The 20,051-nt window shown below is 57.6% G+C and carries 19 protein-coding genes; 10 read left to right on the top strand and 9 right to left on the bottom strand.

Features of this window, described 5'->3' with window-relative positions; genetic code table 11:
- Positions 1 to 150 precede the first annotated feature (150 nt).
- From PSAKL28_RS12770 to PSAKL28_RS12760, 3 genes are read left to right on the top strand one after another with little or no spacing between them, the layout of a single operon-like run.
- Entirely contained in the window at positions 151 to 1,077 is a 927-nt protein-coding gene (locus PSAKL28_RS12770; RefSeq protein WP_038610839.1) for a universal stress protein, read from the top strand.
- Positions 1,068 to 2,435 carry an MBL fold metallo-hydrolase RNA specificity domain-containing protein gene (locus PSAKL28_RS12765; RefSeq protein ID WP_038610836.1) on the top strand — a complete coding sequence of 456 codons (1,368 nt, stop codon included), beginning with the start codon at positions 1,068 to 1,070 and terminating at the stop codon, positions 2,433 to 2,435. Before PSAKL28_RS12770 ends, PSAKL28_RS12765 begins: the two co-directional genes overlap by 10 nt.
- Before the next feature lie 22 nt (positions 2,436 to 2,457).
- A complete protein-coding gene (locus tag PSAKL28_RS12760; protein WP_084589105.1) occupies positions 2,458 to 3,123 on the top strand; it encodes a hypothetical protein in 666 nt (221 codons plus the stop codon).
- Here PSAKL28_RS12760 and PSAKL28_RS12755 read toward each other — a convergent pair.
- The gene (locus tag PSAKL28_RS12755; RefSeq protein WP_038610833.1) at positions 3,102 to 3,668 is read right to left on the bottom strand and encodes a GNAT family N-acetyltransferase; all 567 of its coding nucleotides are present in this window, start codon (positions 3,666 to 3,668) and stop codon (positions 3,102 to 3,104) included. The two genes, PSAKL28_RS12760 and PSAKL28_RS12755, sit on opposite strands and share 22 nt — an antisense overlap.
- 195 nt (positions 3,669 to 3,863) lie before the next feature.
- Between PSAKL28_RS12755 and fnr the strand changes: the two genes are divergently transcribed.
- From fnr to PSAKL28_RS12735, 3 genes are all read left to right on the top strand, one after another.
- On the top strand, positions 3,864 to 4,589 hold the full coding sequence (gene fnr, locus PSAKL28_RS12750) for a fumarate/nitrate reduction transcriptional regulator Fnr (RefSeq protein WP_038610829.1): 726 nt from the start codon (positions 3,864 to 3,866) through the stop codon (positions 4,587 to 4,589).
- A gap of 946 nt (positions 4,590 to 5,535) precedes the next feature.
- Positions 5,536 to 6,096 carry an Hsp20/alpha crystallin family protein gene (locus tag PSAKL28_RS12740; RefSeq protein WP_038610823.1) on the top strand — a complete coding sequence of 187 codons (561 nt, stop codon included), beginning with the start codon at positions 5,536 to 5,538 and terminating at the stop codon, positions 6,094 to 6,096.
- A gap of 84 nt (positions 6,097 to 6,180) precedes the next feature.
- Complete coding sequence (locus PSAKL28_RS12735; RefSeq protein ID WP_038610821.1) at positions 6,181 to 8,556, top strand: phosphoketolase family protein; 2,376 nt, start codon at positions 6,181 to 6,183, stop codon at positions 8,554 to 8,556.
- Positions 8,557 to 8,615: 59 nt separating this feature from the next.
- On the opposite strand, the gene ftsH is transcribed toward PSAKL28_RS12735, so the two are convergent.
- Both ftsH and PSAKL28_RS12725 read right to left on the bottom strand, forming a co-directional pair.
- A complete protein-coding gene (ftsH, locus tag PSAKL28_RS12730; protein WP_038610818.1) occupies positions 8,616 to 10,457 on the bottom strand; it encodes an ATP-dependent zinc metalloprotease FtsH in 1,842 nt (613 codons plus the stop codon).
- A 64-nt stretch (positions 10,458 to 10,521) separates the two neighbouring features.
- Positions 10,522 to 11,169, bottom strand: a complete 648-nt coding sequence (locus PSAKL28_RS12725; RefSeq protein WP_038610816.1) for a BON domain-containing protein — start codon at positions 11,167 to 11,169, stop codon at positions 10,522 to 10,524.
- A gap of 193 nt (positions 11,170 to 11,362) precedes the next feature.
- On the opposite strand from PSAKL28_RS12725, the gene PSAKL28_RS12720 reads away from it, so the two are divergent.
- Positions 11,363 to 11,644, top strand: a complete 282-nt coding sequence (locus tag PSAKL28_RS12720) for an Lpp/OprI family alanine-zipper lipoprotein (RefSeq protein WP_257011888.1) — start codon at positions 11,363 to 11,365, stop codon at positions 11,642 to 11,644.
- A gap of 33 nt (positions 11,645 to 11,677) precedes the next feature.
- Entirely contained in the window at positions 11,678 to 13,984 is a 2,307-nt protein-coding gene (locus PSAKL28_RS12715; protein ID WP_038610814.1) for a heavy metal translocating P-type ATPase, read from the top strand.
- A 97-nt stretch (positions 13,985 to 14,081) separates the two neighbouring features.
- Here the strand turns inward: PSAKL28_RS12715 and PSAKL28_RS12710 are convergent, their stop codons facing one another.
- Positions 14,082 to 15,032, bottom strand: coding sequence for a ribose-phosphate diphosphokinase (locus PSAKL28_RS12710; RefSeq protein ID WP_038610810.1), 951 nt, complete (start codon positions 15,030 to 15,032; stop codon positions 14,082 to 14,084).
- 19 nt (positions 15,033 to 15,051) lie between these two features.
- Positions 15,052 to 15,948, bottom strand: a complete 897-nt coding sequence (locus PSAKL28_RS12705; RefSeq protein ID WP_038610806.1) for a universal stress protein — start codon at positions 15,946 to 15,948, stop codon at positions 15,052 to 15,054.
- A gap of 155 nt (positions 15,949 to 16,103) precedes the next feature.
- Between PSAKL28_RS12705 and PSAKL28_RS12700 the strand changes: the two genes are divergently transcribed.
- A complete protein-coding gene (locus tag PSAKL28_RS12700; protein WP_038610802.1) occupies positions 16,104 to 17,003 on the top strand; it encodes a universal stress protein in 900 nt (299 codons plus the stop codon).
- A 10-nt stretch (positions 17,004 to 17,013) separates the two neighbouring features.
- Here PSAKL28_RS12700 and PSAKL28_RS12695 read toward each other — a convergent pair whose 3' ends face one another.
- A complete protein-coding gene (locus PSAKL28_RS12695; protein ID WP_038610799.1) occupies positions 17,014 to 17,574 on the bottom strand; it encodes a phosphoribosyltransferase family protein in 561 nt (186 codons plus the stop codon).
- Between the two features lie 306 nt (positions 17,575 to 17,880).
- Between PSAKL28_RS12695 and PSAKL28_RS12690 the strand changes: the two genes are divergently transcribed.
- Positions 17,881 to 18,570 (top strand): phosphoribosyltransferase, encoded by a 690-nt coding sequence (locus PSAKL28_RS12690; RefSeq protein ID WP_038610796.1) that lies wholly within the window; start codon positions 17,881 to 17,883, stop codon positions 18,568 to 18,570.
- A 166-nt stretch (positions 18,571 to 18,736) separates the two neighbouring features.
- Here PSAKL28_RS12690 and PSAKL28_RS28545 read toward each other — a convergent pair whose 3' ends face one another.
- The 3 genes from PSAKL28_RS28545 to PSAKL28_RS12680 all read right to left on the bottom strand — a co-directional run bounded on the left by PSAKL28_RS28545 (position 18,737) and on the right by PSAKL28_RS12680 (position 19,969).
- Complete coding sequence (locus PSAKL28_RS28545; RefSeq protein ID WP_075226509.1) at positions 18,737 to 19,186, bottom strand: YHS domain-containing protein; 450 nt, start codon at positions 19,184 to 19,186, stop codon at positions 18,737 to 18,739.
- A gap of 3 nt (positions 19,187 to 19,189) precedes the next feature.
- Positions 19,190 to 19,438 (bottom strand): DUF2933 domain-containing protein, encoded by a 249-nt coding sequence (locus PSAKL28_RS12685; protein WP_038610793.1) that lies wholly within the window; start codon positions 19,436 to 19,438, stop codon positions 19,190 to 19,192.
- Between the two features lie 81 nt (positions 19,439 to 19,519).
- Entirely contained in the window at positions 19,520 to 19,969 is a 450-nt protein-coding gene (locus PSAKL28_RS12680; RefSeq protein ID WP_038610790.1) for a hypothetical protein, read from the bottom strand.
- Positions 19,970 to 20,051 lie beyond the last annotated feature (82 nt).

The raw sequence follows: 20,051 nt of genomic DNA, 5'->3' as shown, positions 1-20,051 counted from the left end.
CTTTGTACCGCGCCGCGTCAATCAGGACCTGACTTTGATCAAATCGGCGTACAGACGCGATTTTTCTGATCTGCATCAAGCAACGAGGGTCAAAGGCTTCGATGATCAATGGCAGACACCATTATCGCCGCGTCCGGCTGGAGGTTTGCAATGGGCCAGTATCGACAGCTACTTGTACTGCTTACCGAGGTCGACAAGCATTCGGCCGCCTTGCGCAGGGCACTGGCATTGGCGCAGGTTAGTGGCGCTGCGGTACATGTTCTTGGGTTGTTCGAGCCCGTCGAGGAGCACACGCTGCAGGAGGAGCGTCTAAATGAGGCGCAAATAGAGCGCCAATATGCGCAATTTCGCGAACAGCTAGCACAGATGCTTGAGCGGCAACGGCCCGGTGCTATTCGCCTGACATACGAGACGGTGAAAGCAGACGACATTCGCAGCCAGGCTATCGACTATATTGCTGAATTCGCCCCCGATATGGTGATCAAGGACGGCGAGGCCGTGCCAGCGCTGGCGCGTCTGTTCAGTACCCCGCTCGATTGCGCGTTGATGCGAGGCGTCCGTGGACTGACGCATTTCCTGCCACGATCGGCGGCAGGTTTGCCTAAGAATGTGTTGGTGGCAGTGGACACGAGCCTGCACGACAGCGAGGCCCTTCAAGAAGTATTCAACAAGGAACTGATCAGGGTCGCCCAGACGCTGGCCTTGCAATGTAATGCTCAACTGCATCTATTGTCGGCATACGACCTGGCCAGGGTTTTCGTCGCCGATATCAATGTTGCCGAGGCGTGGGTTCAAGAATTGCGCGACACCTTGCAGCAACCCTTCGAGACGTTGGCTGACACCCTGGGCGTGCCGCTCGATTGCCGGCATTTCATTGAAGGGTCGCCGGTGCAGATAATCCGTGAGCAGGTCATCGCTCTGGAGATTGATGTTGTGGTGATGGGGGTAGTACAGCCCAAGGGGCTGGACAAGTTGTTGGGTGATACCACTGAACGGATCGTCAGCAAGCTGCCCTGTAGCGTATTGGCCGTCCATCCTTGCCTGATCCAGACCTGGGAGCCAACACCATGCAACTGACTTTTCTGGGTGGTACCGGCACTGTGACCGGCAGTAAATTCCTGCTGACCCGAGACCGTACCCGGGTACTGATCGACTGCGGGCTGTTCCAGGGCTACAAGCAATTACGCCTGCGTAACTGGGAGCCGCTGCACCCGGCACTGCGTTCACTCGACGCAGTAGTGCTTACCCACGCTCACCTGGACCATAGCGGTTTCCTCCCGGTGTTGGCACGAGAGGGCTACCGAGGGCCAATTTACGCCACCCCAGCCACCTGCGCCTTGGCCGAAATCCTGTTGCTCGACAGCGCGCGCCTACAAGAAGAGCAAGCCGATCACGCCAACCGCCATGGCTATTCCAAGCACTCGCCGGCTCGTCCGCTCTATACCGAGCAGGATGCCAAACGGGCATTAACCCTGTTTCGGCCGGTGGAGCTGCACCAGTCCACACCCATTGCCGAGGGTATGGACCTTCTGCTCCGCACGGCGGGGCACATTCTCGGGGCGGCCACCGTGCAGATTTCGGCGCAAGGGCAGACACTGGTGTGTTCCGGTGATCTTGGACGTCCCCAGGACCCGATCATGCGGGCGCCCGAGCTGATTCCTACGGCGGATGTGTTACTGGTGGAGTCCACCTATGGTGACCGTTCTCATCCCACGGAGTCGACCGAGCAATACCTGGCGCAAGTGATCAACAAGACGGCTCTGCGCCACGGTATCACGCTGGTTCCGTCGTTTGCCGTCGGGCGCGCGCAGTTGCTGATGTACTACCTGTACAAGCTGAAACGCGACAGGCTTATCCCCGATATTCCTGTCTACCTCAATAGTCCAATGGCCACTGATGCCACCAGCCTGTATCAGCACTTCGCAAGGGAACATCGCCTGACTGCTGCGGAATGCGCGGCGATGTGCCAGGGTACACATATCATCCGCACGGTCGATGAATCTAGACGTCTTGACCAGTTGCGCGAACCGGCAGTCATCATTGCCGCCAGCGGTATGGCAACCGGAGGTCGGGTACTTCATCACCTGAGGGCATTGGCACCCAATCCACGCAACAGCATTCTATTCTCTGGCTTCCAGGCCGGAGGCACGCGCGGTGCCGATATCGTCGCCGGCGCGCGTAGCGTTCGCCTGCATGGCGAAGATATACCTATTCGTGCCCAAGTCTTCGCCATGGAAAATCTCTCCGCCCACGCTGATGCGGACGAAATCATGCAGTGGCTACGCGGCTTCACCAGGCCGCCGCGGCAAACCTATGTCATTCATGGCGAACCTCATGCCGCTGATACGTTGCGTCGACGTATCAGCATTGAGCTCGGATGGCAGGTTTGGGTCCCGGAATACCGCGAAACGGTTGCACTGGACCCAATAGAGTAGCCAGGCAGAGAGGAGCGCGCCGATGAACACTCAAGCACGGACAAAACTGACGGCCTGGCTGAGGCGCCCCAGGGGCAGTCTCGGGTGGGTGGCGGCCATTGTTTTCTTCATGACATCGGCTTCCCTTTACAGGGCATTCCAGCCTGCGTCGCTACTAACCATCCATGAACCTTTGGTTATGCTGTCATTGGCAGTTTTCAGCGCGATCGTGGGCCTGGCCGTACAGCGCAGGTTCACCCGTAGCGTGGGCGAAACGATCTTTGCCAAGGGCTCCTCTGGCTGGCAGCGCAAGCTGACATTGCTCAATGCCGCTGCCAGGGAGTCCAATGTCCTGCTGGGCACACTGGTACTTCTGGCCTTGCTTGGTACTTCCATACTGTGGCTGGCCGGGCGCTCCGTAGAACACATCGTCAATGCCTGCGAGGCAAACCTGCAGGCACAGATCGATACCCCGAACGGGGGGCCGTTGGTTGCGATGATAGCCAAGCCCGTGTGCCAGTGTCTCGCACAAGTTTTCCTTGATCGCAATGGAGTGATTCGCCTGGCTTTGTTCGATACTTCGGTGCTTGAAGTGACCGCGTTCAAGGGGGTGACCGAAACCGATGAGCAGAGGTGCCTCGAACAACTGGACCTGCTGCCCGAGGAACCCACTGCAATGATAGTGCCTCAGGCCAGCGACAAACGGTGAATAACCTGGCTAGTGTCGTCCGGGTCCCTTACTGTCGAGAATCCGGCAGCCTGGGCCAGATCCCGCATCGCCACGTTAGCCGCAGCGTCGATCGAGTACATCAACTTGAAGCCTTGGGCGCGCGCATGGTCGATCAGATGGTGTAGTAACAACCTGCCCAAACCATGGTGTTGCCAGCTATCCATTACCGTCACCGCGCATTCGCACTCACCCGCGCGGGGGGCGGCCGCATAGCGGGCGATGCCGACTTCTTGTAGTTCACCGTCGACATGTGCCAAGGCCACATAGGCCATGTTCTGGCGTTGATCAACGGTCATCAACTGATCAAGCATTGCTTCGCTGGGTTCTTTGAGCTGACAGAGAAAGCGGAAATGACGAGACTGTGGCGACAGCCGCTCGATGAATGCTATTTCACGTTGCCGGTCTTTGGCTTGCAAAGGCCTGATGAGTACATGGGTGCCGTTATCCAACGCTTCGATCCAGTGTTCACCGGATGTGACAGGAAATGTTGAAGTGTGAGCTTGTTGTGTAATTTCAGCTGCCATGGCAGGTCTCCTCGCGGGCCAAATAAGAGATTGCGAGGTTTTTTTAACGCTAAATCGCTTGCTGGACTTGATCGTTGTCAAATGCACAAGTGATCTGCGGACGCTGGGCGGGTCCTTTAATCGGACCGCTTCGATTTATGCTCCAGAACACCTACAGTTAAAAGATGACCGCACGAGAAGTGTGGAGATGGCAGCATGCCTAGCGCGCCAAGTCCAACCGCAAGGCCTCAGGTAAAGTGCCTTGCCTGCTCCCTCAGTCGACTTTGTCTTCCGGCCAGTCTCTCGCTGGATGAAGTGGATGAGTTGGAGCGTATCGTTCGACGCAATCGCCCGTTGAAGAAGGGCGAGCACCTGTTCACGGCTGATGAACCTATGGACCAGGTATTTGCACTGCGTTCGGGCGCGATCAAGAATTACCTGCTTGATGCCGAGGGTAACGAAAGGGTCGCAGGCTTTATTTTGCCAGGGGAAATGCTGGGGTTGGACGCTATTGGCGCCAGCCACTATCGAAGTTTTGCATTGGCGCTGGAAGTATCAATGGTTTGCTCAATCAAGCTAGACCAATTGATGGAACTGTCAGGTCATATTCCGGGGTTACGCTACCAACTGCTGCACATGCTCAGCCTGGGTATACAGAGCAAAGACGAACACCTGCGCTGCTGTCACGGACGCGCAGAGCAACGTCTTGCATTGTTTTTGCTAGGATTGTCTGCCCGTTATCATGAGCGAGGATTGCGCCCGGACCTCTTCAGTTTACCCATGTCCCGAGGCGACATCGCCAACTACCTGGACCTGACCCTGGAAACGGTCAGTCGGTTATTCAGCCGATTCAACCAGGAGGGATTAATTGCGTGTCTAGGTCGAGAAGTGCGTATTATCAATCTACAGGGTCTGGAAAGTCTCTGCCAACTGGGGCGCTAGTGCAGCCGCAGGGCAGGGGGCTTCAGTATCGGGCCGCCAGCACCCGGTCGAAACGGTGCACTGGACCATCCCATGGGCTCACCGGTCTATCCGCAGACACTCCCACATGATCCGCCCGTATCCAGATTCGCTGCGCGCAGACACCCTGTTCAATACAGCGTCGGGCAAGCTGAAAGGCCAGTTGCGAGGGGGCACAGCAATAAACCATATCGGGTTTGAGCGTTACCACGTAGTTTTTTAGCTCTGCTTGCGAACCAAAGGGGTATAGGGTCCTGCTGAACACCTTCATAGCGGCCAGCCTATGCCGATACTCCTCTGGCAGATACGTCAAACTGGCTGCGTCGTACAGCAAGTGGATTTCTACCCAAGGCAGCCAGCATGAGATTTCGTCGAGTACGCAGAGTAGCGGCAGAAAGCCGTACCCACGAGTGATCGCCAGTAGTCGCCTGCCCAGCAGGGGCACCGGCCATCCCGAGCCGATGGGGCCCGAGTAGGACAACCACTCACCATCCACCTCCAGAGGGGTTGCTCTGGACGTTACCACCAGAAACTCCCGAGAGCGTCCGGGAACACTGACATAACTGCACGGTTGAATGCGCTCATGACTGCTCAGCAGGCAGTACTGGCCGGGCATCACTGCTGTCTGCTCCCTATACGGGAGCGCTAGTCGAAGGCACTGTATCGCACCCCGGCCAGGCAGCTGTTGCAGCAACCGAACCCGGCCAACCTCTTTACGCACCATGTGATCCTCGGCTGTGGCATCACCCATTGCGTCGTCATTTACTCAAGTTAGAAGGGCTGCAGGTGACTGCTTTGATCTTGGTCAAAATGTCGCTTGATGGCTGCGTCACCGAATTTGATAAAGATCAAACGCAGAGGCTGGGCCAGATGCAGCATTAAGACGTCTCCATGGGAGACAACCATTTTTTGAGCCGAGGAGGTCACCATGTCCGAAGTAGCCAAAAAAGTACCTGTAACGTCTGTTTCCAGCCAGCCAGGCAAAGCGATGCCATCGAGTACCGAGTCCGCTGAGCTGTGGCGTCCGTTCCAGCAGTTACGGCGTCAGATTGATAGTCTGTTTGAGGACTTCGGACGCCGACCGCTGCGTATGCCTTTCAGCCACACGCCATTTGATGTCGAGCCTTTCTGGCGGCGCGATCTGTTCACTCATGGCTTGCCTGCGATGGATATCAGCGAACTGGCGGAAGAGTACCGAATCAGTGCCGAGCTGCCTGGCGTGGACGACAAGGATATCGAGATCAAACTCGTCAATGGCAACCTGGTCATCCGCGGGGAAAAACACGAAGAAGTCGATGAAAAGCGCAAAGAGTATCACCTCTCCGAGCGTCACTATGGCAGCTTCGAGCGGGTGTTCCAGTTGCCGCGCGAGGTCGATGCCGAAAAGATCAATGCCCAGTTCGCCAAGGGCGTGCTGCAGGTGCGTTTGCCCAAGCGCGCCGAAGCGATTCAGCCGGAAAAAGTGATTCCGATCAAAAGCGGCAAATAGCAGACGGACGTAGGTCGCTCTGGGAGCAGGACGCTCCCGTCCTTTGGCTGGAATGGCAGCAAACCAGGCGCATAGGGGTTGATCATGAAGGATTTTCTGAGCACTGAAGAACTGGAATTGCTGGACGCCTACTGGCGTGCGGCAAATTACCTGACGGTCGGACAAATCCACCTCAAAGACAATCCGCTGTTAAAAGTTCCCCTGAAGCTGAGCCACGTTAAGGCCAGGCTGCTGGGTCACTGGGGTACAGCGCCCGGGTTGAACCTGCTCTATACCCATTTGAATCGTCTGATCAGGCAACACGATTTGAACATCATGTTTATTGCCGGCCCAGGTCACGGCGGCCCGGCTATCGTGGCCCAGACCTACATGGAAGGTACCTATACAGAGCTGTACCCGGCAGTGGAACGCAACACCTTGGGTTTGAATCGATTGTTCCGGCAGTTTTCCTGGCCGTATGGTATCGGCAGCCATGTTTCTGCACAAATCCCGGGATCCATTCACGAAGGCGGCGAGTTGGGCTACTCGCTGGCACATGCCTATGGTGCCGCATTCGACAATCCTGACCTGATCGTGGCGTGTGTCATTGGCGATGGCGAAGCCGAAACGGGCGCGCTGGCGGCCAGTTGGCACTCCAACAAATTTCTCAATGCGGCCAGGGATGGCGCGGTTCTTCCTGTTCTGCACCTCAATGGCTACAAAATTGCCAACCCGACGGTGCTGTCCAGAATCAGCGAAGACGAACTGTCCAGCCTTTTGTATGGCTATGGTTACGATCCCTATTTCGTCGAAGGCGAGGAGCCCTTGGAGGTTCATCGAGCGTTGGCCAGAACACTGGATACGATCCTGGAGAAGATCCGCGAGATCCAGCGCATGGCACGGCAAGCCAACACGGGGCAACCGCTGGAGCGACCTGCTTGGCCGATGCTGGTACTACGCACGCCAAAAGGCTGGACAGGACCCAAGTTCGTCGATGGCCTTCAGGTGGAGGGCACTTGGCGCGCCCATCAGCTACCGCTCGCCGGGCTCGACAAACCACAGCACCTTTTACAGCTTCAGACTTGGCTGGAAAGCTACCGTCCCGATGAGTTGTTCGACCCTGATGGCGCACTGCTGCCCGAGATCGCAGCGCTGGCTCCCACAGGGCGTCGACGCATGAGCGCCAACCCCCACGCCAATGGTGGCGTGGTGCTTCGCGCACTGGACTTACCGTGTTTCAGCGATTACGCGGTACGCCTCGAGGCGCCAGGGCGCTTACGTGCCGAGGCCACGCGTGTGCTCGGCGCCTATGTGCGCGATGTGATGAAAAACAACCTGGTAGCACATAACTTTCGCCTCTTCGGCCCCGACGAAACAGCGTCCAATCGCCTGGACGCCGTCTATGAAATCACGGCCAAGGTCTGGATAGACCTGCTGTCTTCCGACGACTGCCACCTGGCTCCAGATGGCCGGGTTATGGAGATACTGAGCGAGCAGGTATGTGAAGGTTGGCTCGAAGGCTATGTCTTGAGCGGGCGGCATGGCTTGCTGTCCTGTTATGAGGCCTTTATTCATATCGTCGACTCGATGATCATTCAACACGCCAAGTGGCTGAAAATTGCGGCCGAAGTGCCATGGCGCAAGCCCATTGCCTCGCTCAACTGCCTGCTTACCTCCCATGTCTGGCGCCAGGATCATAATGGTTTTTCGCACCAGGACCCTGGCTTCCTCGATCTGCTGGCTAACAAGAAAGCCGACATTGCAAGGATCTATCTGCCGCCCGATGCCAACTGTTTGCTGTCTGTCGTCGATCATTGTCTGCGCAGTCGCAACTACATCAACCTCATCGTGGCGGGCAAACAACCGGAATGGCAATGGCTGGACATTGACGCGGCGACCCGCCATTGCCAGAGGGGCATTGGCCGTTGGGACTGGGCCTGCCAGGACGACGAGAACCCGGATGTGGTGATGGCGTGCGCGGGCGATGTGCCGACGCTGGAAACACTGGCCGCCGTGACCTTGTTGCGCGAGTACGCGCCCGACTTACGTATCAGAGTGGTAAATGTCGTCGACCTCATGGTGCTGCAACCGTCGCAGCAACACCCGCATGGGTTGCCTGACCACGAATTCATCGCGCTGTTTACCCAGGATAAACCCGTCATTTTTGCCTTTCATGGCTATCCGGCCTTGATACACAGACTGGTGTACAAGCGCGCAAACAGCGAGCGCTTTCATGTGCGCGGCTTTCGTGAAGAAGGGGCAACGACAACGCCGTTCGATATGGCTGTCATCAACAACCTAGATCGCTTCCAGCTGGTGCTGGATGTCTTCGAACGGGTACCGCGTCTGCACGACCGACTGGAGCAGGCAAGGGCGCGCTATTGGTCGGCCTTGGAGAAGCACAAGCTTTATCTGATCGAGCATGGTGAAGACATGCCTGAAGTGACGAACTGGCAATGGACACCTGCGGGCACTGTTTGACGCCGGGGGCACGCCAGACGACTGTTGGCTTAGCCCGCGATGAAGGTTCAAGTGACAGATCAACCCTGCTTATCAAGCAATTGATTTTTAGGTGCTTTGGATCGTGTTGGCATCAGCGCGGGAAACTCTTCAGGGGTGATGGTTTCTTTTGCCAATAGCAGTTGGGCTCCGGCATCCAGGTCGGCGCGCCGTTGTGCCAGCAGCGTCTTGGCTCTGCCGTAGGCCTCGTCAAGCAAGGCACGGATGCCCAGATCAATCTCGCGGGCGGTCTGTTCCGAGTAGTCTTTGTCCATATGCTTGTGGATTGAGTCGCCAAGGTAGGTGGCTTGCTGACGCTCCAGCACTGACTGGCCGAGTTCAGCGCTCATGCCAAACCGTGTGATCAATTGGCGGGCAATATCAGTGGCACGTCCCAGATCATCGGCGGCTCCCGTGGAGATTTGGCCGAAGACCAAGTCCTCGGCGGCACGCCCAGCCATTAATACTGCGATGCGGTCCTTGAGCATCTGGCGACTGAGCAGAAAACGATCGTCGGTGGGGCGTTGCAGGGTGTAACCCAGCGAGCCTGCAGCGCGGGGAATGATTGACACTTTATGCACCGGATCCATCGCCGGCAGGCTGCTGGCGGCCAGGGCATGTCCCATTTCATGGTATGCCACGGTCTGGCGCTCATCAGTGCGCAACACGTTGCTTTTGCGTTCTATCCCGACCACCAGGCGCTCGACAGCGACGGTGAAGTCCTGGAGTTCGACGCTGTCACTGGCGCGGCGCGTGGCGACAATAGCAGCCTCATTCACCAGATTGGCCAAATCGGCACCGGTCAAGCCAGGGGTGATTTCTGCAATGCGCTCGCAGTCCAGGCCAGGGGCACAGACGATCTTGCGCAGATGAACTTTGAGAATCGCCTGGCGGCCGTTACGGTCAGGGCGGTCGATCAATATCTGCCGGTCAAAACGCCCCGCCCGCAACAACGCCGGGTCCAGCACCTCCGGGCGGTTGGTCGCCGCCAGCAGAACCACCCCCTCGCGTGGATCGAAACCGTCCAGCTCCGCCAACAGCTGATTGAGCGTCTGCTCTTTCTCATCATTGCCGCCCAATGCGCCGATACCGCGCATTTTCCCCAATGCGTCCAGTTCATCGATGAAGATGATGCAAGGCGCGGCCTTTCTCGCCTGATCGAAAAGATCACGTACACGGGCGGCACCGACGCCAACGAACATTTCTACAAATTCCGAACCGGAGATCGAGAAAAATGGAACCGCCGCTTCGCCTGCGATGGCTTTTGCAACCAGCGTCTTGCCAGTGCCGGGTGGGCCGACCAGCAGCGTGCCCTTGGGAACATGGGCACCAAGGCGTGAGTACCACGCCTGGTTTTTCAGGAACGAGACGATTTCAGTCAGCTCGTCCCTGACGTCGTCGATACCTGCCACGTCGGCGAACGTCACCTTGGTATCGTGCGAAACGTATACCTTGGCCCGTGACTTACCCACGGTCATGAAGCCTCCCAGCCCTTGCTTATCGACCAGCCCACGCAATAGGAAATGCCAAACCACCAGCATAATGACCAATGGCAACAGCCATTCCAGCAGTGGCCCGGTGCTGGAGCGGTCGGAGGCGCCAGTGAAGGTGACGCCCGCACGGCCGAGTTGCTCGGCCAATGCCGGGGCGACGCGCACCGTGGAAAACTGATCATGACCATCGATGGGAACGACCAGCTTTCCGACGATGCGATTCTGTTCGACCCGTAGATCGCTGACTTTTTGCTCTTCCAGCAATTGCAGAAACTGACTGTACGGTATGGCTTGTATCGTCGGGCGGGTGAAAAGGCCGAACTGGATGAAGGCGAGCACGGCGAGTGCGATCGCCAGGTAATAGAGCTTCCATGGCTGATCTTTTTTCATGGTCGTGCTCCTGAGGCGAAAGAGCCGGTGGGCGGGTTTGTTTGCCGGCTTCGCCCCCGTCGAGTCAGGCAATCAACAGGTAGTCATCGACTTTTCTTACCCCCGGTACTGACCAAGCGGCCCGTTCCACGATTTGCCGCTCCCGCAACAGATGAACCTTGCCTTCGAGCCGTACCACGTCGCCATTGACCTTGACTCGAATATGACTGGCATCCACCTCGGCGCTGCGTTTGAGCGCGTCCTCGATACTCCGTTGGATATCGGCCACATTAACCCGCGGGCGCAGGGTAATCAGGTTGTCCACCCCAACCACACCCGACAAACGCCATACGGCGTGTTCCATCACTTCCTTCTGGTACTGCCAGTCCACTTCGCCCTCAAGGGTGATCCTGCCGTGTCGTACAGTGACCTTGATTGCGTCCACATTGGCGTCCGAACTCCAGGCGAGGATCTTCAACGCGCGGTTGGCAATGGTGTCATCCGCCGTGCCTTCACCTTTGTTCAGCCTGACCTCGATTTCTTCAGCGAGGGCCCGTACGCCTTTGATCGCCTTGACCGTGCGCTCAGCGGCGATTTTCTGGGCATAATTGCTGACATGGCCTGACAACGTCACAACGCCATCCTCGACAGTTACACCGATATTGGCCGCGTTGATGTCAGGTTGGAACTCCAGCTCTTCAAGAACGAGTTTACGAAGGTTCAGGTCTTTCATGATGGTGCCCTGCTTCCTCGGAAAGGGGTATGAGCAAGTTGCCCTTAATCAAGTTTTTACCCGCTCTTGCCTGGCCGCGATTGACTTAGGTCAAACCCGCTATAGGGTCGATATTGCGTAGCCAAGGCCCAGTCGGCTTGACAAAAATCAGATGCGTGGGCGCACAGTGACAGATACTCGTGACACATACGCTATGTACCTGTCACGTGAGGGCATCATCATGTATAGGTTCTTGCTGATAGGGCTCTATGCCCTCTTGCTGATGTTCACCTCCGGTTGTAGTCATCGAAACGCCGAGGAAATCGATGCGCGTCTGGAGTCTGCAGAAGCGAATGCTGCGACGGCGAGACTCAGGGCGGATCAGGTTGACAATAGACTCGAGAGGGTAGAGGCGATGGCTGCTGAGGCGCTACGCATTGCCAACCAGAACAACGAGCAGCTTCAACGGCTGAAGAAGCAGAGTAAACACAAGTAGCAGACAACCGACGCCGCCATTGGAGCCTCTACAATGAAAGCGCAACGCTGGCGTGTTGTGCTCGACAAATGGCACAACCCTTTGCTGTTGGCGGTGTGTGCCTTGACCTTGATGGTCGGGGCAGGTGCCTACGTTGCGCAGCGCCAGGAGTGGGCCGCGATCAGTTGGGCGGCTGGAAGCTATTTGATGGGGGCGGTGCTGATGACTGAAATCATTCAGCGCCTGGCTCGAAAAGAAGCAGGGGTAGACCTGATCGCTTTGCTGTCGATCGCCGCCGCCCTTGCCCTGGAGCAGATGCTCGTGGCGGCGGTTGTGGCCCTCATGCTGGCAACCGGAAGAACCTTGGAGTCCTTCAGCAAGCAGTACGCTGAGCGTGAGTTGCGGGCCCTGATTGAGCGAGCGCCGCGCTACGCCTCGATCCAGGAAGCCGATGGGCTACGCGAGGTTCCCGTGGAGCAAGTCAGGCCAGAGCAGACGGTACTGGTCCGGCTGGGTGAGGTGCTGCCGGTGGATGGCCGATTGCAGAGCCCTGTCGCCAACCTGGATGAATCTGCCCTGACGGGTGAATCATTGCCCGTCACGCGCCATGCCGGTGAGCAACTGCTCAGTGGGGTCACGAACGCCGGCGCCCCGTTCCTGCTGGTCGCCACGCATACGGCGGCCCAAAGTACCTATGCCGGTATCGTGCGCCTGGCCGAGGCTGCGCGACAGTCGCGAGCGCCTTTCGTGCGCATGGCTGACCGCTATGCCTTGGCGTTTATCCCATTGACCTTGCTGACTGCCGGGTTCGCCTGGTTTTTAAGTGATGACCCTTTACGGGTGCTTGCGGTACTGGTGGTTGCCACTCCCTGTCCGCTAATTCTGGCTGTGCCGATCGCCATTTTGTCGGGTATATCCCGCGCGGCGCGGCGGGGGATCTTGATCAGGGATGGCCTGACCCTGGAATCCCTGGCGGGTATCGAGCAGGTGTTTCTCGACAAGACCGGTACGCTGACCAGCGGCCATGCCGGCCTGCAGGCGATCGAGGTAAATGGCCAGGACGAGCCACTGCATCTGCTAGGGCTTGCCGCTTCGCTGGCCCAGGCGTCCACCCACCCGATTGCCAGAGCTATTGTCGATGCCGCTCATGAGCATCATTTGCCGCTAATAAAACCTCAACGGGTGCAGGAAAGCCCAGGGGAGGGACTATGCGGCGAGGTGGACGGCCAGCAGGTGCGTCTGGGGGCTTTGGAGTATGTGCAAGAGCAGGCTGGGGTCAGCGACTGGGCTGCAGCCTGCTTGCGTCAGATGGATTACCTGGCCTGCAGCGGTAGCTTTATTGCTGTACAGGGGCGGTTGGCGGGTTTACTGAGGTTTGTCGACGAGGTGCGCAGGGAAACGCCCCAGACTTTGCGGCGCCTGCGCCAGCGCGGCATCGACAGGATCGTCATGCTCACCGGTGATCGCCTGCAAACTGCCGAGATGGTTGCCTTGTCGGCCGGAATCGACGAGCTTCGTGCTGGCTTGACCCCCGAAGACAAAGTGCGGCTTGTGCAGGAAGGTTGCCGCATCAGCAGTACTGCAATGATCGGTGATGGCATCAACGATGCGCCGGCGTTGGCAGCTGCGAATGTGGGTATCGCCATGGGTGCAGGCGGAGTGACGGCCTCTGTGCAGGCAGCCGGCGTGGTGCTGCTTGTCGATCGCCTGGATCGTCTGGTCGAAGCACTGGATATTGCCCGGCATGCTGTTCATATCGCCCGGCAAGGGGTGTGGGTGGGAATGGGCCTGTCAGCGCTGGCCATGATCGTCGCTGCAGTGGGCTACCTGCCTCCCTTGATTGGTGCGGTGGTTCAGGAAGGCATCGATGTAGCGATCATTCTCAATGCCTTGCGGGCCCTGGGGCCCCTCCAAGGACGCAGGCGGGCAGGTATCGCCATGGAGTACATCGACCAGTTGCAGAGCGAGCACCAGCAGTTGGCCGGTGTATTGAGCACTCTTCGTCAAATGGCTCGCGACTTCGCCCTTCGGCCCCCCGATCAGGCTCATGCTGACCTGCGCACATTGGTCGAGGCGCTTCAAACGTTGCTGGTCCGCCACGAGCGCGATGATGAACGTACATTGTACCCGCTGCTGGGCCGAAGCCTGCCGGGGGAGGACCCATTGTTCGCCATGAGCCACACGCATCGAGAGATTTTCCGGCTGATCCAGTTACTGGTTCGCATGAGCAGTGATTTCGGCACTAGCCCTCCCTCCGTGACCGCCGATGCCATCCAGCATCAGTTGATTCGTCTGGACACGCTGGTCAGCCTGCATTTCAACCAAGAAGAAGAACTATTCCGTTACCTGGACCGACGTTAGCTACGCTTTATTCAAAAAGGAGCAGGTCTGGCGACAACAGATGGGGGCAACGTTCAGGTCGGTACTGATACATAGTGCGTGGGGCAGACGAACTGTATCAGGCTCCTTGCAATAGTAACTTTGCCACTAGTGCGGTGCTCTCGAGTACCTCAAGCTGAGGGTGCATACCGGCTGACTGCAGGCGAAAGGGCGGCACACTATCGGTGATTACGATGCGCTCGAACAGTGAGGTGTCGAATAATTGGCTGCCTGTTGTGAATAAGCCATGGGTCGCGGCGGCGAACAGGCGAGTGGCGCCAGCATTGCGGCAAGCTTGGCCGGCACGGATCAAGGTTTGGCCGGTGCTGATCAGGTCGTCAAAAACGATGACAGTGGTACCTGATACATTGCCAACCAGGTGCGTACCTGTCAGGGAGGTTTGATCACGATGCTTCTCCATCAGGGCGCCGCCTACCGGTTGTTTCAGCAGGCGTTCAAGGGCCTGGCGAAACAGTTCGGCCCGCTTGATGCCTCCAGTGTCCGGTGACGCCACCACCACCGGTGCGTTGTCGACAATCGTCGCGAAATGCGCCGCGAACAACTCCGTGCATTGCAGGTTCCACGCCGGGATGCGCAAAGCATTATCAAAGGCCGACGGATTATGGACATCCAGCGCGACCAGCTGGTCCACGCCGCAGGCCTCCATCATGGCCGCTACGTAGCGAGTGATGGTGGCGTCCTGGGTTTCTACCCGGCGGTCCTTGCGTCCATAGCACAGGTAAGGGGTTACAACCTTCACCTGGCAGGCACCAGCATCCTTGAGCGCGTTGCAAAAGAACAACAGGCGACAAAGCTTGTCATGGGCACTCTGTCGGTCATCGCTGTAAAGTGAATGGATCAGCACGACCCGGTAGCCATTGACCGTCGCTGTTGGCCAGCATTTGTGCTCGCCGTCTTCATAATCGCGTTCTTCGTGCGACGCCAACTGCCACCCGAGCCGCTTGGCCACACCCGTTGCATAGGCTTCACTGCCCTGCAGGGCAAACAAGAGTGGACGGCTGTTATTCATGCTTGGCTCCACTGACAGATTAGCTGTGGATCGCCAGGATGCTGGAGCGCACCTTGTAGAGCGCCTGCTCTGTCGTACTGCCGACAATCCTGGTGATCCCTTCGTGATAAAGGGTACCCATCACCACTACATCGAATTCGTTCTGGTTGGCATAGTCACTGATGACACAGGTTGCCGGGCCTTTGATCATGTGCTGATGCCCTGCTTCAATGCCGAACCGTGCGCCGAGCTGATGCATGCGCTCGTTGGCATGTCCGGTCATTTGATCCAGCAGTTGCTCACTCCACGCGATGGGCCCAGCGGCATAGGCGACAAAGCTTCGGCTCCAGTCGTAGGCCTGCAGCAAGTGCAATTGCGCTTTGCACTGCTGTGCCATTGCTTTTGCCGACTCGAGGATCCGGGTATTGAGTTGCTCCATGGCGGGGTCATCCTGGGACAAGTCCACCGCTGCAAGTACCCGGGTCGGTAGCTGGTGCTCGGCGTGGGCCACCAGATGCAAGGGTATTGAGGATTGGCGTAACAGTTGCCAATCAAGCGGTTTGAGCAGGGCACGGCTCAAGGCCGTCTCATAGGTGATGTCCTTGATGATCATATCGATATGATGCAACCGTACCAGGCGCATAAGGTCGTTCAGCGGATCATCCTCATCCACTGCCTCAGCATAGGCCTTGATACCTAGATTGCGTAGTTCATGCACCTGTTCGTCCAACCAAGCCTGGGAGCGTTGCTGTTCTTTTTGGTGGGCGCTGCGGTGCAAGGCATGGTTCAGCGTGGTAACCCGCGAAGGCAGCTTACCGAGAACTACCAGGTGCAGCGTTGCTGCGGTGCTTTTGGCCAACGCCTGTGCGCGGGTCATGGCCACGGATGCATGAAGTTCTGGGTGGCAGATCAGTAGCAGTCGTGAGAAGGTTTTCATGGTGACCTCCAGCGAGCATGGGGCTGGTTGCAATGCGGGGGTATGTATTCAGCGTGACCTTGTCAGCTTGCGCAGCCTTGATTTTTATCAAGAGGAACGCAGTACAAGCCCCGATAATTGTATTGTTCGGGGTATTCCCTCGCAGGAGGTGGCGAATGAGCCAGTACCGCCAGCTATTGTTGATCCTCGAAGAGGTCGATCCGAGATCAGCTGCACTGCATCGGGCAGTATCGCTAGCCAAAGCCAGTGGAGCGGCACTTCAAGTGTTGGGGGTGTTTGAGCCCGCTGAACTGCGCTTGCACCATGAACTGCAATACCCACAAGTAGCTGAGGCCTCACTCAAGCATTTCAATAAGTCTTTGAACGACCTGATGGAGGAGCAGCGAGACGATGGCGTGCGACTGACCTGCGTGGTGATGCAGGCCGAGGATTCGGGTCGCCTGGTGTTGGACTACATCACAGAATTCAATCCAGACATGGTAATTACTCGATGCCATCCAGCATCGTTGCTCGCGCGGGCCTTCCATTCATCGCTTGACAACACTTTATTACGTCACTATGACGGGCTGATCCACTTCGTTGCGCCCAATGCTCCAGCGATGCCGCGCAATATTATGATTGCCGTGGATGTCTCTGACCCTGGGGCGGAGCAGCAAGCATTCAATCAGCGACTGATTCGCACGGCCCAGAGCCTGGCATTGCAGTGCACGGGGGAACTTAATCTTATGTCCGTGTACGACCTGCCTGCTCCACTGCTGGCCAATGCCAGTCTCGCCAAACCCTGGATCGAGCCCTTGCGCGAAGCACTACAAGCGCCGTTTGATGCCTTGGCAGACGCACATGGTATTTCCCTTTCGCATCGGTACTTTCTGCAAGGTGCCCCCGTGCCCATCATTATGGAGCAAGTCGAGGCATTGGCGATCGATGTGCTGGTCATGGGTGTGGTGCAACCCAAGCGATGGGCAAAGCTGATTGGAGATACCACGGAGCGAGTGGTTGGCCAGGCAACATGTAGCGTGCTCGCCGTAAAGCTGTCGAAGGAAGCGCTTGCTTGATACCCGTGGTTCAGTAGACGACACCATGGCGCACTATTTCTATGCAGAATTCAGCCTCATAGGGAGGGACATTGCATTCGATGATGTCCTGGGGAGCCACCTGCAGGTGAATCCCGACAATATCGGCACGGATCGGCTGATGGCATACATGCCGGTCCACCAATACCGCCGTGTGCAAACGACGCACGCCGAGTTGCGCCAGATAAGCGCAGGTACGCAGCAGCGAATGACCTTCGTACAACACGTCATCAACTACCAACGCGGTGGTATGGGCAAGATCCAGCGTATTCAGGGCGGGATTTTCGGTAAGCTGCGCATGGTCGTGGAGCACGGTCAGATCATCGGCGTATCGCTTGACTTTGACCGGGTAGAGCGGCAGGGCTGGCCCGCCGGTCAGTTGCGCTAGGTAATGCTGTAACTGCTGCGCCAGCGGCTCACCACGGCGTTGGATACCAATCAATACAGTCTGTGTGGCTGGTAGCAATGCCGCAGCCTGGCGCGCCATCACTTGCAATACGCCCGCCAGTTCATCGCTGTCATAGACCCGCAGTCGTTGGGGAAGTGGCGACATGGCAATCTCCGGTAAGGTCGATACATAGCCGATGCCGCAGCTCCTGGCCCGACGAAGGGGGCAGGGGAGCCGGCGGAGTCGCCAATAAGCATAGCGAAGAGGCTGTGTGATTTTCTGACATAAGTTAAGTAGGCAACTTCTGCTGTAAACGTGCCTTGAGAACGAGGGCCTGTCATTCCACATTTGATCAAAATCAACCCTGAACGGATGAAACGGAGCAAGCTGGATTGTAATGACAGCCCATTCAGCCTGGTAAAAGGCTGGCAAAAGCCGTATGTAAGGGCAGCATCGCCGCAGGAGATTTCAATGACGAACAGTCCTTCCCCGCAAAGCACCTTTGTGAACCGGGTCGAGGCCGGACGCCGACTAGTTGAACCACTGCTTAAATACGCAAATCGAGACGACGTGATAATCCTCGCGTTGCCGCGTGGCGGTGTACCAGTGGCGTACGAAGTTGCCTGTGCACTGAATGTTCGCTTGGACCTGATGCTGGTCCGCAAGCTAGGCCTTCCATCACAACCTGAGTTCGCGATGGGCGCTATTGCCAGTGGCGGTGTGCAGATCATGAATGAAGAAGCGCTACGCGCTCACCCGATCGATGAAGCCAGTTTCGGTGCTGTTCTCGCCCGGGAAAAACAAGAGTTACTGCGTCGCGAGCAGGTATATCGAGGTAACCGGCCATCCTTGTATCTGAAAGATCAAGTCGTGATTCTCATTGACGATGGAGTGGCAACCGGCACCTCGATGCTAGCCGCAATTCATGCGGTACGTACCCATGCGCCGTGTCGTATTGTTGTTGCTGTTCCAGTGGCCCCGCTGGAGACGGTGGAGCAACTACGGGGTGAAGTTGATGAGATGATCTGTCCGCTGACACTTCAATGGCTGGTTTCAATCGGTTATTGGTATGCGGATTTTTCGCAAACCTCAGACGATGAAGTCACGAAGCTGTTGCAACGAGCCTGGCAGAAAGAAACCTTTGGCCAGCCTGGCTTATAAAAGCATTGCGGTGCTCGAGTCCGGTTGTAGTGCTTTGGTCCGTTACTGGTTCGTAGGAGCGTCCGGAGGAAAGCTCATGCAGAGCGCTTGTGGGATGGGGTCATAATCGGCGAGTAAAAGCGGAGGCATGAATCCCCCGAACGATGGGAGCTGGTCAGCTTGGCTGCTATCGGGCTAATCGAGCTGATCGGCTGCCAGGGATCGCGCCCATCGACCCTGGGGCTAAACTGGAGCACCGAGCGCACCGCGCACGTAGAATGGCCAACCCGCCCAGAGCACCACCGGGCTGGCAATCAACAGCTCGACCCAGTTCCGCGTGGAGCCATGGGACAACGGAGCTGACGTATCTCGGGGCGCATCGCGCAGGCGTACCAGCTTTCACCTGCAGCCGTCGGGAGGCTGTTCGTCTCCTCCGGCACAGAGCGCCATACCGCTCCGGTGCCGCCTTGAACTTCGACAGGCATTTTTCACTGCAGAACCGGTGGGACTCTCCGGCGTACTGCAGCAGTTGATGGGCACTGTCACTTTTGACCGTCATCCCGCAAACGGGGCCTTTCACTTCGCCGGAGGAGATTTCGGTTCCAGGTGATGAATGTGTGTCTTCATTACCGTGCATAAGTCAGCCTCTTTCATCATCCTTGGGGGCATTGTCCTTTCCGCCATGATGGCCGTGGCCGCCGTGGTGATGGCCGAACATGTGCATCAGGGGGCACAGCAACAAGATCGCGTACGGCAACAGCTGCGAGATATGACCGTAGTGCTCACGCGCTAGGTAGAACAAGGCAATGACCAGCAACATACCCAGGGCAATGCTGGGCTTAGTGCGCCAGAAAGATGGCGGCTGATGGGATGAAGACGAAACGTTCATGAGTATTCTCCAGGGCGGAGCCCCACCTTGGCCTGGGTATGCTTGCGCCCTACAGGCCAAGGCCGGAGCCGCGCCGTGTGATTACTGGGCTGGTTTCTGAGCCGGCTGGTCCATGCGTTGCTGCATGGGCATGCCCTTCATGTCCGAGTGCGAACCCATCATGCCGGCCTGCTGATCCATCATTTGCATCATCATGTTCATCATCTTCGAATCCATCATCTTCATGTGCTGGCCCATACCTTTTCCGGCGCAGCCGTTCTGCATCATGCCCAGGCCTTCCCTCATCGCCTGCATGCCGTCATGCATGGCCGCCTGGCGCTCCTCCGGGGTCTTGGCGGCAGCAAGCCTGTCGTGAATGGCCTGCATCTTTTGCATCTGTTCGGCCATGGCCTGCTCCTGGCCCTGGGTCGGCGCCGACGTGCTCTCGGCTTTCGCCGGAGCCTGCTCGGGGTGATGTTCGTCGACAGCCACGGCAAGCAGTGGACTGCCTATCAGTAGTGCGGCGACAAGTGATTTGATTGTGATGTGCATGGCGATCTCCAGGTGTTTCAAAGGGTGAAATGAAGCGCAGCCGCACCTGGTCGTGCAGGCGCAGCAAGGCTGTGTGCCCGGT

This window comes from Pseudomonas alkylphenolica (assembly GCF_000746525.1).
In the GTDB taxonomy this organism is placed as follows: Bacteria; Pseudomonadota; Gammaproteobacteria; order Pseudomonadales; family Pseudomonadaceae; genus Aquipseudomonas; species Aquipseudomonas alkylphenolica.
The sequence above is the reverse complement of the archived record's forward strand: the minus strand, read 5'-3'. Positions and strand labels throughout refer to the sequence as shown.

Coding starts and splice junctions, on each gene's coding strand:
- ftsH (WP_038610818.1), bottom strand. CDS start 10,457: ATGAAAAAAGATCAGCCATGGAAGCTCTATTACCTGGCGATCGCACTC.
- PSAKL28_RS12735 (WP_038610821.1), top strand. CDS start 6,181: ATGAAGGATTTTCTGAGCACTGAAGAACTGGAATTGCTGGACGCCTAC.
- PSAKL28_RS28545 (WP_075226509.1), bottom strand. CDS start 19,186: ATGCACGGTAATGAAGACACACATTCATCACCTGGAACCGAAATCTCC.
- PSAKL28_RS12725 (WP_038610816.1), bottom strand. CDS start 11,169: ATGAAAGACCTGAACCTTCGTAAACTCGTTCTTGAAGAGCTGGAGTTC.
- PSAKL28_RS12755 (WP_038610833.1), bottom strand. CDS start 3,668: ATGGCAGCTGAAATTACACAACAAGCTCACACTTCAACATTTCCTGTC.
- PSAKL28_RS12690 (WP_038610796.1), top strand. CDS start 17,881: ATGACGAACAGTCCTTCCCCGCAAAGCACCTTTGTGAACCGGGTCGAG.
- PSAKL28_RS12705 (WP_038610806.1), bottom strand. CDS start 15,948: ATGAAAACCTTCTCACGACTGCTACTGATCTGCCACCCAGAACTTCAT.
- PSAKL28_RS12695 (WP_038610799.1), bottom strand. CDS start 17,574: ATGTCGCCACTTCCCCAACGACTGCGGGTCTATGACAGCGATGAACTG.
- PSAKL28_RS12720 (WP_257011888.1), top strand. CDS start 11,363: ATGTACCTGTCACGTGAGGGCATCATCATGTATAGGTTCTTGCTGATA.
- PSAKL28_RS12685 (WP_038610793.1), bottom strand. CDS start 19,438: ATGAACGTTTCGTCTTCATCCCATCAGCCGCCATCTTTCTGGCGCACT.
- PSAKL28_RS12770 (WP_038610839.1), top strand. CDS start 151: ATGGGCCAGTATCGACAGCTACTTGTACTGCTTACCGAGGTCGACAAG.
- PSAKL28_RS12765 (WP_038610836.1), top strand. CDS start 1,068: ATGCAACTGACTTTTCTGGGTGGTACCGGCACTGTGACCGGCAGTAAA.
- PSAKL28_RS12760 (WP_084589105.1), top strand. CDS start 2,458: ATGAACACTCAAGCACGGACAAAACTGACGGCCTGGCTGAGGCGCCCC.
- fnr (WP_038610829.1), top strand. CDS start 3,864: ATGCCTAGCGCGCCAAGTCCAACCGCAAGGCCTCAGGTAAAGTGCCTT.
- PSAKL28_RS12700 (WP_038610802.1), top strand. CDS start 16,104: ATGAGCCAGTACCGCCAGCTATTGTTGATCCTCGAAGAGGTCGATCCG.
- PSAKL28_RS12710 (WP_038610810.1), bottom strand. CDS start 15,032: ATGAATAACAGCCGTCCACTCTTGTTTGCCCTGCAGGGCAGTGAAGCC.
- PSAKL28_RS12740 (WP_038610823.1), top strand. CDS start 5,536: ATGTCCGAAGTAGCCAAAAAAGTACCTGTAACGTCTGTTTCCAGCCAG.
- PSAKL28_RS12715 (WP_038610814.1), top strand. CDS start 11,678: ATGAAAGCGCAACGCTGGCGTGTTGTGCTCGACAAATGGCACAACCCT.
- PSAKL28_RS12680 (WP_038610790.1), bottom strand. CDS start 19,969: ATGCACATCACAATCAAATCACTTGTCGCCGCACTACTGATAGGCAGT.